10 protein-coding genes and 1 CRISPR repeat array are annotated in these 12,502 nt (G+C 70.9%); of the genes, 3 read left to right on the top strand and 7 right to left on the bottom strand.

The annotated features are described in order from the left end of the window. Positions 1-93 precede the first annotated feature (93 nt). Positions 94-894, top strand: coding sequence for a winged helix-turn-helix domain-containing protein (locus tag KBX21_RS04885; RefSeq protein WP_210841089.1), 801 nt, complete (start codon positions 94-96; stop codon positions 892-894). Between the two features lie 49 nt (positions 895-943). Here KBX21_RS04885 and KBX21_RS04890 read toward each other — a convergent pair whose 3' ends face one another. From KBX21_RS04890 to KBX21_RS04910, 5 genes are all read right to left on the bottom strand, one after another. Continuing rightward, complete coding sequence (locus KBX21_RS04890; RefSeq protein WP_247665235.1) at positions 944-1,951, bottom strand: ABC transporter permease; 1,008 nt, start codon at positions 1,949-1,951, stop codon at positions 944-946. Beyond that, positions 1,948-2,910 (bottom strand): ABC transporter permease, encoded by a 963-nt coding sequence (locus tag KBX21_RS04895; RefSeq protein ID WP_210841090.1) that lies wholly within the window; start codon positions 2,908-2,910, stop codon positions 1,948-1,950. The genes KBX21_RS04890 and KBX21_RS04895 overlap by 4 nt, the downstream gene beginning before the upstream one ends. After that, positions 2,907-4,427 (bottom strand): sugar ABC transporter ATP-binding protein, encoded by a 1,521-nt coding sequence (locus KBX21_RS04900; protein WP_210841091.1) that lies wholly within the window; start codon positions 4,425-4,427, stop codon positions 2,907-2,909. Before KBX21_RS04900 ends, KBX21_RS04895 begins: the two co-directional genes overlap by 4 nt. 54 nt (positions 4,428-4,481) lie before the next feature. Next, positions 4,482-5,603, bottom strand: coding sequence for an ABC transporter substrate-binding protein (locus tag KBX21_RS04905; protein ID WP_210841092.1), 1,122 nt, complete (start codon positions 5,601-5,603; stop codon positions 4,482-4,484). Between the two features lie 141 nt (positions 5,604-5,744). Next, positions 5,745-8,063, bottom strand: coding sequence for an AbfB domain-containing protein (locus tag KBX21_RS04910; protein WP_210841093.1), 2,319 nt, complete (start codon positions 8,061-8,063; stop codon positions 5,745-5,747). Between the two features lie 248 nt (positions 8,064-8,311). Between KBX21_RS04910 and KBX21_RS04915 the strand changes: the two genes are divergently transcribed. Next, entirely contained in the window at positions 8,312-9,358 is a 1,047-nt protein-coding gene (locus KBX21_RS04915; protein WP_210841239.1) for a LacI family DNA-binding transcriptional regulator, read from the top strand. 153 nt (positions 9,359-9,511) lie between these two features. On the opposite strand, the gene KBX21_RS04920 is transcribed toward KBX21_RS04915, so the two are convergent. Beyond that, on the bottom strand, positions 9,512-10,393 hold the full coding sequence (locus KBX21_RS04920) for a LysR family transcriptional regulator ArgP (RefSeq protein WP_049576084.1): 882 nt from the start codon (positions 10,391-10,393) through the stop codon (positions 9,512-9,514). Positions 10,394-10,477: 84 nt separating this feature from the next. Here KBX21_RS04920 and KBX21_RS04925 point away from each other — a divergent pair, with 84 nt between their 5' ends. Then, complete coding sequence (locus KBX21_RS04925) at positions 10,478-11,152, top strand: LysE/ArgO family amino acid transporter (RefSeq protein WP_049576086.1); 675 nt, start codon at positions 10,478-10,480, stop codon at positions 11,150-11,152. A 143-nt stretch (positions 11,153-11,295) separates the two neighbouring features. Further along, a CRISPR array of direct repeats spans positions 11,296-11,579; the repeat unit is 27 nt; unit sequence TGCTCCCCGCGCACGCGGGGATGGTCC. Positions 11,580-11,586: 7 nt separating this feature from the next. Here KBX21_RS04925 and KBX21_RS04930 read toward each other — a convergent pair. Then, positions 11,587-12,462, bottom strand: coding sequence for a CPBP family intramembrane glutamic endopeptidase (locus KBX21_RS04930; RefSeq protein ID WP_210841094.1), 876 nt, complete (start codon positions 12,460-12,462; stop codon positions 11,587-11,589). Between the last annotated feature and the right edge of the window lie 40 nt (positions 12,463-12,502).

Raw genomic sequence — 12,502 nt, forward strand, 5'->3', positions numbered from 1 at the left:
CGCTCCGCCCGCCAGTCGGGGCCGCGACGTATCCTGCGGGGGCGGGCCCCACCCCGGAGGCTGCTTCTCCTCTGACCCCCTGGAGACGGCGAGATGAGCGTGCACCTGTTCCCGGCCGACGACCTCGACCTGGTCGTCACGGTCCAACAGGACTACGAGAGCGACACCCCCATGGGCACCCACCACCTGACCCCGGGGGAGACCCGGACCTTCGGGCGCGGCGGCCGGGACCGGGACGTGGACATGAGGCTCGGAGCCGGAGACCGGGCCGTGCACCGGCACGCCGGGGACATCACCTCCCACGGGGACCACTGGAGGATCAGCAACCTCAGCCCCAACAAGTCCTACATCGTGGAGAACACGGAGCGGTTGGCCGGGTACGTGCAGGTCCAGCCGAACACCCACGGCATGGTGGTGCCCTTCGAGACCTCCCGGGTGCGTGTCCCGGGAGCGACGGGGGAGCACAGCTTCCTGGTGATGGCCCCGGCCGCGTGCAGCGCCGTCCTCTCCCCGGGCTCCCCGGGCACGGCCGAGGACGACTGGGCGGACTCCGCCGGGGAGCGCACCGAGGCCAACAGCTTCCGCATGGACCGGTGGCACACCTACTACCGGGTCCTGGTCGCCCTCTGCGAACCCCGGCTGCGCGGCCTCACCCCGCCGGTGCCGACCCAGAACCAGGTGGCCCAGCGCCTGGGTATCGGTACCGCGGCCGTGAACGCCCAGGTCAACTACCTTCTCAAGGACAAGTTCAAGGTCGAACTGGAGGGCGGGGGACAGGGCCAGGGCTGGCGGTCCCAGGCCCTCATCGACAAGGCCCTCCACTTCGGGGTGGTCACCGAACGCGACCTGCGGCTCCTCGACGACGACCAGGGCGGTCCCAGGTCCCCGGCGTAGCGCCGCCGCCCCGGGGGCCGCAACGGCGGACGCGGGCCCACGGGACGGCTCAGCCGGGATCGCGCCCCCGGCTCAGGTGCCGCTGCACCAGCACCACGGTGATCAGGAACAGACCGCTGACCACCTCCTGGAACGCCGAGGTCAGGGAACCCACCGCGTTGATGACGTTCTGGATGACCCCCAGCAGCAGGACCCCCACCAGGGTGCTGCCGACGAACCCGTAGCCGCCGGTCAGCAGGGTCCCGCCGATCACCACCGCCGAGATCGCCTGGAGTTCGGTGCCGATCCCGAAGATCGTCACCCCCGACCCCAGCCACACCGCGTTCAGCGCCCCCGCCGTGCCCGCGCACAGCCCGGAGAACGTGTACACGGCGATCCGGGTCCGGGCCACCGGCACACCCATCAGCGCGGCGGTCCGCTCGTTGCCGCCCACCGCGTACACGTGCTGGCCGACCGTGGTCCGGCGCAGCACCAGACCGCCGACGACGAAGGCCCCCAGCACGAGCAGGAACGGATACCCGAGCACTCCGAACAGCTTCCCGTGCACCAGCGCCGACAGCGCCAGCCCGTCCGGGACCAGGTAGGTGGTGTTGCCCTCGTCGGACACCGACAGCATCAGCCCCCACGCGCCCAGCATGGTCGCCAGGGTGGTGATGAAGGGGGCCAAACGCGCCCGGGCGATCAACACCCCGTTGAGCAGCCCGATCAGACCGCACACCGCCAGCGGCACCGCCATCAGCGCCAGGCCCCCGTACTGGGAGGCCCATGCGGCCAGCACCCCGCCGAGCGCGAACACCGTGCCCACCGAGAGGTCGATCCCACCGGTGATGATCACGAACGTCATGCCGAGCGCGATGATCGCCAGGAACGACGCGCTCACGGCGATCCGGTTCAGGTTGCCCAGGGTCAGGAACCCTTCCAGGCTCACCCCGGCCACCGCCACCACCAGCAACAACACCACCAGGGCGCCGTGCCGGGCGGCCAGCTCACGCCAGGGCACGCCCGGGGCGGGCCGCCCCAGACCGCCGACGCGTGTTCCCTCCACGGTGGTACTCATGTCCTCCCCCGATCCCGGGCCAGGTAGACGGCGCCGATGATCACGGCCGTCTGCGCCATCTGCGTCCACGACGGAGGCAGGTCGTGCCTGATGAGCGTGGCCACGAGCAGCTGCATCAGCACCGCCCCGGCCACCGTCCCGGCGATCCGCACCCGCCCGCCGGTCAGCGGGGTACCGCCGACCACCACTGCGGTGATCGCCGACAGTTCGATCAGCACGCCCACCGAGTTCGGGTCGGCTGCCTGCAACCTGGCGGTCACCAGGACTCCGGCCACCGCCGCCAGGGCGCCGCTCAGCGCGTACACGCCGAGCAGCACCCGGCGCACCGGCAGCCCGGAGAGCTCGGCCGCGCGCCGGTTACCGCCCACCGCCACGAGGCGTCGGCCGAACACGCTCCGGCGCACCAGGAACGCCACCGCCGCCACGAGCAGCGCGGCGATCCACACCACGTAGGGCACGGCCAGGAACGACCCCGAACCCAGTTCCCTCAGGTCCGGGTTGCGCACGCCGTCCAACTGCGGGAGCAGTACCAGGGCCAGCCCCCGGCCGCCGATCATCATCGCCAGGGTGACGATGATCGCCTGCAAACCGGCGAAGGCCACCAGCACACCGTTGGCCGCCCCGGCCAGGGCGCCCACGCCCACCGCCACCAGCACGGCCACCAGCGGCCCGTACCCCAGGTACAGCGAGATCATCGCGGCGGACAGCGCCATCACCGAGCCCACGCTGAGGTCGATGCCGCCGGTCGCGATCACCAGCGCCATGCCGAGAGCGACGATCAGCACCGGGGCGACCTGCACGGCCTGCGTGCGGAAGTTCTCGAAGGACAGGAAGTTGGGTGTGAACACCACGTTGAACACCACGACCAGAGCCACACCCACGTACACGCCGTAGTCCCGCATCCACAGCAGGACCCGTTCGCGGTCCACCCGGGGTCGCCCGCGCAGGGAGAGGGTCACCGTTCCTCACCGCCCCGCGCGATGGCGGCCAGCAGGGAGTCCTCGGTGACCTCGTCGCCGACCAGCTCACCCACCACCGCGCCGTCCCTGAGCACCACCACCCGGTCCGCGCCCTCCACCAGTTCCTCCAGGTCCGAGGAGACCAGCAGCACGCCCAGACCCTCCTCGGCCAGTTCGTCCACCAACCGCTGCACCTCCGCCTTGGCGCCCACGTCGATCCCGCGCGTGGGCTCGTCGAGCAGAAGCACTCTGGGGTTCAACGCCAGCCACCGGGCCAGCAGCACCTTCTGCTGGTTGCCGCCGGACAGTTCCTCCACCTTCTGGTACGGGCCCACCGCCTTGATCCGCAGGCGCTCCATGAACCGTTCCACCACCCGGTCGATCGCCCGCTCGGAGACCAGCCCGAACCGGCTCAGGCCGGGCATGGCCGCGAGCGCGATGTTCTCCCGGATCGACAGACCCGGCACGACGCCCTCGTGCTTGCGGTCCTCCGGCAGGAGACTCACCCCCGCCCGGATGGCGGCCGCCGTCGAGCCCGTCCGCAACGGGACGCCCACCACCGACACACGCCCCGCGTCCAACGGCAGCGCGCCCGCGATCGCCTTCGCGGTCTCGGTGCGGCCCGACCCCAACAGCCCGCCGAGCCCCACGACCTCGCCCGGCCGGACGGTCAGGGACACCTCGTGGAGCCGGTGCCGGGCGCTCAGCCCCTCGGCCTCCAGCGCGGGGGTTCCCGACCACGCCTCGCGGTCGCCGGAGAACGTGGTGGCGCCCTCGCGTCGCACCCGCTCCATGTCCCGGCCCAGCATCAGCGAGACCAGCCGCAGCCGCTCCAGCCCGGCCATCGCGCCCCGGTGCACCAGGCGACCGTCCCGCAGCACCGTCACCCGGTCGCACACCCGGTACAACTCGTCCAAGCGGTGGCTCACGTAGACCACCGCCACGCCGTCCTCGCGCAGCCGTTCGATCGCTCCGAACAGCGTCTCCACCTCGCGCGGCTCCAGCGACGACGTCGGCTCGTCCATGATCACCACGCGGGCCCGCGCCGACACAGCCCGGGCCAGCGCCACCATCTGCCGGGCACCCATGGACAGGCTCCCCAGCGGACGGCGCACGTCCACGTCCACGCCGTAGTCCCCGAGAGTCCGGGCGGCCTCGCGGTGCATCCGCGCGAAGTCGATCAGCCCGAACCGCCTCGGCTCGCGCCCCAGGTACAGGTTGCGGGCCACGCTCAGCAGCGGCAGGAGGTCGACCTCCTGGTAGATCGTGGCGATCCCGTCCCGCTGGGCGTGCAGGGGAGTGGCGAACCTGGCGGGCTCCCCGTGGTGGCGCAGCTCGCCCCCGTCTGGCTGGTACACCCCCGTCAGTACCTTGATCAGGGTGGACTTGCCCGCGCCGTTCTCGCCGACGAGCGCGTGCACCTCGCCCGGCAGCAGCTCGAAGTCCACCCCGTCCAACGCCAGGATGCCCGGGAACCGCTTGGTCAGCCCACGGGTGTCCAGGACCGGAACGGTCACCGTCCCACCCCCTCAGTGCGCGGGGGCGCCCCGTCCGAGGCGTGATCGGAACCCCTAGTAGGCATGGGGCAGCTCCTCCTCGGCGTTGTCCGCGTCGTACTCGCGATCGGTGATGATCAGCTGCGTGCCGACGTCCTCACCGGCGCCGAAGGCCGAGGCCGCCTCGAAGGCCAGCGGGCCAAAGCGCGGGTTCGACTCCACGACCGCCGCGATCCAGCCGTCGACGATGTACTCCACCGCCGCCTGGGTGCCGTCCACGGTCACGATCCGGACGTCGCCGGGCGCCTTGCCCGCGCCGTTGAGCGCGGTGACCGCCCCGATGCCCATCTCGTCGTTCTGCGCGTAGATCCCGGAGATGTCGGGCTGCGACTGGATGAGCTGCTCGGTCACCGACTGCCCGCCCTCGCGGGTGAAGTCGCCGGACTGCTGGAAGACGATCTCGATCCCCGGGGCCTCGGCCTCGATCCGCTCCAGGAAGCCGCTGGTGCGGTCGGTGGTCACGTTGTTGCCGGGCGCGCCCAGCAGGATGGCCACCTCGCCCTCGCCGCCCAGCACGTCGATCATCTGGTCGGCGGCGCGACGGCCCTGCTCCACGAAGTCGGACCCGATGAAGGTCACGTAGTCCTCGCAGGCGGTGCCGTTGATGGGCCGGTCGATGGTGATGATCGGGATCGCGTCGGCGCGCGCCTGGTCAAGGACGGGCTTCCAGCCGTCGGAGTTGAGCGGCGCGATGATCAGCACCTCCGCGCCCTGGGACATGAGGTCCTGGACGTCGCTGATCTGCTGCGAGAAGTCGGACTGGGCGTTGGAGGTGATGAGTTCGACGCCCCGGTCCGCGGCCTCGTCCTTGATGGACTGCGTCTCGGTGATGCGGAAGGGGTTGGACTCGGCCTCGGACTGGGAGAAACCGACCTTCTTGTCGGCGAGGTCGAAGGGCTCGATCCCGTGGCCCTGCGCGTTGCAGGTCTGGCCGCCGCTGGCCGCGTCGTCCAGGACCTGGGCCTGGCCCTCGGTGTCCCCGGCGGCGGCGTTCCCCGCCGCGACGTCGTCCTCGCCCCGGGCGCAGCCGGTGGCCGCCAGGGTCAGGGCCGCGCCCACTGCGGCGGTGGCCAGCAGGACCCGACGGGGTCGGGAGAGCGCTCCCGCACCGGTGTGGTGGGTGTGGTGTTCGATCATGTCCGGTCTCCGCCCGGGTTGAGGGGAAGCCGACTGGGGGAGCCGGCGCAGGGGTGCGGGAGGGGCGGGGCGCCGGGTCGGGGGCGCCCCGCTGAGGGATGTGGTCAGTCACGGGATCCGAGGGTCACCGGGGGCGACGGCTCAGGGTGACCAGGGCGTCTCCACCGACCACGAGGTGTCGTGGTCGTAGTGCTCGGCGGTGTCGTGGTCCTCGCCGACGGTCCCCGCTCCGGACAGCCAGAGCTCGGAGTCGTGGTGGCGCAGGTACCGGTCCGGGTAGTTGTAGGAGCGCAGCGAGATCCCCTCGCCGCTCAGTCCGGGCACGGCGCACCAGGTGGCGTCCTGGTCGAACAGGCCGGAGCCGTCCGCGGGCTCCCGGCTCACCCGCGACGCCTTGTGCCGCAGGTACTCGCCCGGATGGTCCACCGACTCAAGCGTCAGGCACTGGTCGTCGGCCAGGCCGGGCACGAACCGCCAAGTGGCGGCGGACCTGTCGGTCTCGGAGCTGTCGCCGTCCACCGGGGTGGTGACGCCGAGCCCGCCCTCGTGGGCCAGGTAGCGGTCCTCGTGGCCGGGGGTGGTGACCCGCAGCGACAGGTTCTCCTCCACGGGCACGTCCGCGACTCCGCCGACCGGCTCCCCGGCCAGCAGTTGCTCGTGCGCCCCGGCGACGACCTCGGGGTCGACCTTGAGCACCCGGCGGTCGTAGGTCCAGAACCCGTTGAGCTCGGTCTCCACGTCGGTGATCTCGGTGTAGATCGCCGCCGACAGACCGTGGGTGCGCTCCAGCCGCTGCACGCCCGCCATCAGGCCGACGTAGCGGGTGGCCAGGGAGTGGCCGTCGCTGATGTCCTCGTAGCCGAAGCCGTCGCCGGGGCTCCACTCGTGGCCCTCCACCGGGAGGTTGTAGCCGCCGAACTCGCCCAGCACAGAGATCCGCTCGTCCTCCGCGGGAGCGGGATCACCGGGGCCGACGTAGATGTGGGAGTCGACGATGTCGCCGTTGCCGGTGTCGTGCCATCCGGAGGCGCCGGTGACCAGGCGCGAGGGGTCGGACGCCTTGACCTCGTCGGTGAGGCGGGCGTCGTCGTCGTACTGGCCCCAGCCCTCGTTGAACACGATCCAGTTCACGATGGACGGGAAGCTGCGGTGCTCGTCCACCAGGGCGTGCAGCTCGGACTCGAACTGGTCGCGTCCCGCCTGGCTCGGGTCACCCGACATCGACGGCATGTCCTGCATGACCATCACACCGAGCCGGTCGGCCCAGTAGTACCAGCGGTCCGGCTCCACCTTCACGTGCTTGCGGATGGTGTTGAAGCCGAGTTCCTTGTGCGACTCGATGTCGAAGCGCAGGGCCTCGTCGGTGGGCGCGGTGGAGATGCCGTCCGGCCAGTAGCCCTGGTCGAGCGTGCCCACCTGGAACACGTACTCGCCGTTGAGGAGCGGGCGCAGGACCCCGTCCACCTGACCGGTCTCGATGGAGCGCATCCCGGTGTAGCCCGCGACCTCGTCGTGGACCTGCGCGCCGTCGTTGGAGGTGAGGGTGACGTCCACGTCGTACAGATAGGGGTCGTCCGGACTCCAGAGGCGGGCGTCCGGGACCGGCACGGCGATGGCGGAGCCGGGGGCACCGGTGGCCGAGCCGACCTCGGCGCCCTCGTCGTCCAGGACGGTGACGGTGGCCGCGGCGTCCTCGGCGCCGGTCGCGTTCACCACCACCTCGACCTGTTCACCGGGCACGTCCGGGGTGATGTCCAGCCGGGTGATGTGGGCCTCGGAGACCGGTTCCATCCACACCGTCTGCCAGATGCCGGTGAAGGTCGTGTACCAGATGCCGCCGGGTTCCAGCCGCTGTTTGCCGACGGGCTGTTCACCCTCGTCACTGGGGTCGTGGACCCCGACGATGACCTCGTTCTCACCCTCCTGGAGGGCGTCGGTGACGTCGAAGGAGAACTTGTCGAACCCGCCCTTGTGGGAGCCGACGGAGGTGCCGTTCACCCACACCTCGGAGTCCCAGTCCACGGCGCCGAAGTTGAGCAGGACGCGGTCGCCGTCCCAGGAGTCCGGGACCTCCATGGTGCGGCGGTACCAGAGACGGTCGTGGTGCTCCTCCACGCCGGACAGCGCGGACTCCACGGGGTAGGGGACCAGGATCTCGCCGTCCAGGTCGGTGCCGAAGGGCGGCTCCTCGCCGTCCTCGGCCGGGGCCCACTGCCAGAGGCCGTTGAGGTTCTCCCAGTCCTCGCGCACCATCTGCGGGCGCGGGTACTCGGGCAGGGCGTTGTCCGGGGAGACCTCCGAGGTCCAGGGGGTCTCCAGGCGGGGCTCATCCGACGCGGCGGCCGGGAGCGCGGTCAGCGCCGAAGCGGTCAGGAACGCGGCCAGAACGGGGGCGGCCGCGCGGACGGTCGTCCGGCGGGCGGGACTCGGGGACAGGGACGCGGGGGGTTGACGTCTCATGGGGGTTCTCCGTGTCGAGTGGTGCGGGAGGACCTGCACGAGGCAGTGCCACCCCCGCTTTTACAACGTGGGAAACCTGACTTAGCCAAGATGACAGCACGATCAACGAGTCCTGTCCAGACCCTGAAAGGAAACCCGCTGGACATCCGGGGAAACGTCAGTGCCCGGCGTATGGCGGAAACCAGCCTGTCAGCGACGCTGGGCAGAGACCGCACCCGTGTTGTATAACGATGTAAAACTCAACGGCCCTGGGTACAGCGGCCCGGAAGGGGAAGCGAGTGGGCATCAGCCTGAAGGACGTCGCGCTACGGGCGGGGGTGTCGGTCAAGACCGTGTCGAACGTCGTCAACGGCTACCGGCACGTCACCCCCGAGACCCGCCAGCGCGTCCAGCGGGTCATCGACGAACTCGGATACCGGCCCAACCTCACCGCCCGCCACCTGCGCAAGGGCAGGACCGGGATGATCGCGCTCGCTCTGCCCGAACTCGGCAACCCCTACTTCGCCGAACTCGCCGACGCCGTCATCGAGTACGCGGGCGGGCTCGACTACATCGTGCTGCTCGACCACACGGGCGGCCGCCGTGACCAGGAGGTCCTCTTCGCCCAGGGCCTGCGCGCCCGGGTGATCGACGGGCTCATCCTCAGCCCCATCGAACTGGAGAACGAGGACCTGCTCGCCCGTGAGAGCGAGGCGCCCCTGGTCCTGCTCGGCGAGCGCGAGTACGACGCCCCCCACGACCACGTCGCCATCGACAACGTCGCAGCCGCCCGCACCGCGGCCGCCCACCTGGTGGAGATCGGCCGTGAGCGGATCGCCTTCCTTGGAGCCCGGCACGGACGGGCGCGCCAGACCGCCCACCTGCGCCTCCAGGGGTGGCGGGAGGTGATGACCGAGCACGGACGGCCCACCGGCGACGAGTTCGTCGCGGTCACTGACGGCTACGCCCGCGAGGACGGCGCCCAGGCGATGGCCCGCCTCCTGGACTCGGGCGTCCGCCCGGACGCGGTGTTCTGCTACAACGACCTCGTGGCCATAGGGGCCATGCGCACCCTCACCGAACGCGGCCTGCGCATCCCCGAGGACGTGGCGGTGGTGGGCTTCGACGACATCGAGGACGGCAGGTACGGCGCCACCACCCTGACCACGGTGGCCCCGCACAAGAGGGCCATCGCCCGAGCCGCCACGGAGGCGCTCCTGGAACGCCTGGCCGACGCGGACCGGGCGATCGCGCCCAGGCGCGTGCAGCCGGGCTTCGCCCTCGTGCCCCGGGAGAGCACCGTGGGAAAGCCCTGAGGACCCGACGGAACCGCCCGTACGCGCCCTGGGATCCCGCTGGTTTCTCCCGGTGAGATGCTCCGCCCAACAGGGATGACACTCTGTGCACGCCAGGGCGATCCTTCCCCGCGCTCACCGGGGATGTGGTTCGCCAGCATCCCGCCTCCGAACTCACACCGGGCGCAGGTACGCGGCGGCCCCGGCGCGAACGCGGCGGGTGACCTCGTCGAGCAGGGGTGAACGCAGGTTCCAGCGCTGCCAGTACAGCCGGACCTCCACGGGCCTGCCGGGAGCCAACGGCACCAGCCTCCCGGACGCCAGGCCCTCGGCGCACTGCTGCTCGGGGACCACACCCCAACCCCACCCCAGCAGCACCGCGCGGGCGAAGTCCTCCGAGGCCGGAACGTAGTGGGTCGGGCCCCGGGAACCCTCACCGGTGAGATCGCGCAGGAAGCGGTCCTGGAGGTCGTCCTTGCGGTCGAAGTTCACCATCGGCGCGTCCGGTAGGCGTGCGGGATCGGTGGCGTCGTACCGTTGCGCGAAGTCCGGGGCGCACACCGCCTGGTAGCGCAGTCCTCCCAGGGGTTCCACGGAGCAACCCTGGACCGCCTCCGGGGTGGAGGTCACCGCCGCCATGACCGCGCCCGACCTCAGCAGGCCCGTGGTGTGCTCCTCGTCCTCGCGGTGGAGCTCGAAGACGGCGCCCAACTCCGTCGGGAGCGCCTCCAGGAACCAGGTGGACAGGCTGTCGGCGTTCACGGCCAACGGCACCCGGGTGCGGCCGCCCTCGTGGCCCACGGCCCTGAGCTCGGAGCGCACCTCCTGGTCCAGCAGAAGCACCTGTCTGGCGTGGCGCAGCACCGCGTCGCCCGCCTCGGTCGGCAGGACCGGGTTGGTGCGACGGACCAGGACCTGGCCCGCGGCCTGCTCCATGGCCCGGACCCGCTGGGACACGGCCGAGGAGGTGACGTGCAGGCGTCGCGCGGCGGCCTCGAAGGTGCCCTCCTCGATGAGGGCGGTCAGGGTGCGCAGATGGTCGAACTGGAAGGGCACCGTACGCTCCTGTCATAAGCATCTCTAAGGGGATCTGAGAAAGTTTAGCTTTACTGCACGGGTTCTCTCCTGGAGGCTTGTCCCGTGAACGAAACCCTTCTCCCCGCACTGATGGGCCTGGGCACCGGACTGGCGCTCATCGTGGCCATCGGTGCCCAGAACGCGTACCTGCTCCGCCTCGGCATCGACGGCCGACACTCCTCCGTGTTGGCCGTGGTGCTGGTCTGCGCGGTATCGGACGCCCTGCTCATCACCGCCGGTGTCGTGGGCATCGGTGGCCTGGTCGAGGCGATGCCCACGGCCATGGTGGTCATCCGCCTGCTCGGCGCGGGCTTCCTCATCGTGTACGGCCTGTTCGCGGCCCACCGTGCCCTGCGGCCTGGGCGGGCCGAGGTTCTGGTCCCCACGGAGAGCGAACCCGCCCGGCCCACTCAGGGTGCGGGGGTCGCGCTGGCGACCCGCTCCACCGGAACCGGAGCGGCGGTGGTCACGGCCCTCGCCCTCACCTGGCTGAACCCGCACGTGTACCTGGACACCGTGTTGTTCCTCGGTTCGGTCGCCAACCAGCAGGTGGGGGAGGCCCGCTGGTGGTGGGCGGGCGGTGCGGTCACCGGAAGCTTCGTGTGGTTCTTCGCCCTGGGCTTCGGTGCCCGGCTGCTCCGCCCGGTCTTCGCCAAGCCCGGGGCCTGGCGGGTGCTCGACGGGATCATCGCACTCGTCATGCTCACCCTGGGTCTGCGCCTTGCCCTGGGCGGCTGACCCGAAGATCGGTAGCCTGCTCTGGTGAGGGGGAGAGAGGCCCCTGTGCGGGCCCCCTTTGGGGTGTTTGTCGCCGGAGTCTGTTTCGCGAAAAGTTGCAGATTTCGCTGGTTCCGCGCTCTGGAACCGCAGGTCAACGAGTCTGCTCCCCGTGCACGCGGGGATGGTCCCCGGCCCGGCGCCGGACACCGGTCAGGCACCGGCTGCTCCCCGCGCACGCGGGGATGGTCCCAGCATCCGGACCGCCTCGGAGAGTTCCTCCGAATGCTCCCCGCGCACGCGGGGATGGTCCCTCCTCCGCGACGTTGATCGCGAACCTGTCGGCGCTGCTCCCCGCGCATGCGGGGCTGGTCCGGCCGAGGCCGTCGCTCCGGCGTCATCGAACCCGTTGCGGAACCGGTGCTCCCCGCGCACGCGGGGAGCACTTGGGGCGGTTACGAAGCGACTGCTCGCGTGGGGTTGGGCTTTGAGTGCAGCTTCCACAGGCCCAGGGTGGTCAGGCCCATCACGACCATGGGCACCACGAGCACCGGTCCGGTCACCACTGACACGTCGTCGAGGCGGTCGGCGAGGATCATCGACACCATCAGCACGGTGTTGTTGACGGCATGGACCAGGACGGCCGCTTCCAGGCCGCCGGTGCGCTGTGTCATCAGGGCGAAGCACACCCCGGAGAAGACGTAGGAGGTCAGGGCCCAGGGGTCCAGAGAACCGTGGATCGCACCGAAGGCCAGAGAAGTGACCACCGTGGACACAGCCAGGGAGACCCCAGGGCGTCGGAAGCGTGCCCCCACCGCTCGGAAGAGCAGCCCCCGGAAGAGGTACTCCTCCCCGGCTGACTGGAGGGGGACGACGACGATCGCGACGAGTGCGAGGGCGATGGTCGCCGTCGTGAGCTGGAGTGACCCGAACGGCATGATCAGGTGCAGGACGGCTGTGTAGACGATCCAGACCGGAACCACCACCGTGGCGGCGAGGGCCATGACCCGCCAGCGGAACCGCCCCGCTACCGACGACAGTGTCCCGGGGCGCTCTCGATAGATCGCCCACTGGGCCAGGCCGCAGACCGGGATCAGCGCCGCGAGCAGCAGGTTGCCCGCCAGCCAGAACCCGACGGTGATGGAGGGATCGTTCGGGTCGAAGGGCTCCACACCGAGAAGACGGTCCAGCGCGACCCCCGCTGGTACGACGGCGACGAAGAGCACGAGGGCGAGTGCGCCCAGGCCGGTGGCGGCGGCCAGAGCGGTGCGCCAGGCCTGGGGCCTCGCCCGCAGTGCCCGCACGTAGGAGGGTTCGATCCGGTTGTTCATGCGGACCATTCCAAACTATGACGTAGCGTCGTAGTCAAAG

It is taken from the genome of Nocardiopsis sp. B62 (genome assembly GCF_018070675.1).
Classification (GTDB): domain Bacteria; phylum Actinomycetota; class Actinomycetes; order Streptosporangiales; family Streptosporangiaceae; genus Nocardiopsis; species Nocardiopsis prasina.

Bases quoted from the DNA above. Each gene is read 5' to 3' on its own strand.
- KBX21_RS04885 (WP_210841089.1), top strand. From the start codon at position 94: ATGAGCGTGCACCTGTTCCCGGCCGACGACCTCGACCTGGTCGTCACG.
- KBX21_RS04930 (WP_210841094.1), bottom strand. From the start codon at position 12,462: ATGAACAACCGGATCGAACCCTCCTACGTGCGGGCACTGCGGGCGAGG.
- KBX21_RS04910 (WP_210841093.1), bottom strand. From the start codon at position 8,063: ATGAGACGTCAACCCCCCGCGTCCCTGTCCCCGAGTCCCGCCCGCCGG.
- KBX21_RS04890 (WP_247665235.1), bottom strand. From the start codon at position 1,951: ATGAGTACCACCGTGGAGGGAACACGCGTCGGCGGTCTGGGGCGGCCC.
- KBX21_RS04905 (WP_210841092.1), bottom strand. From the start codon at position 5,603: ATGATCGAACACCACACCCACCACACCGGTGCGGGAGCGCTCTCCCGA.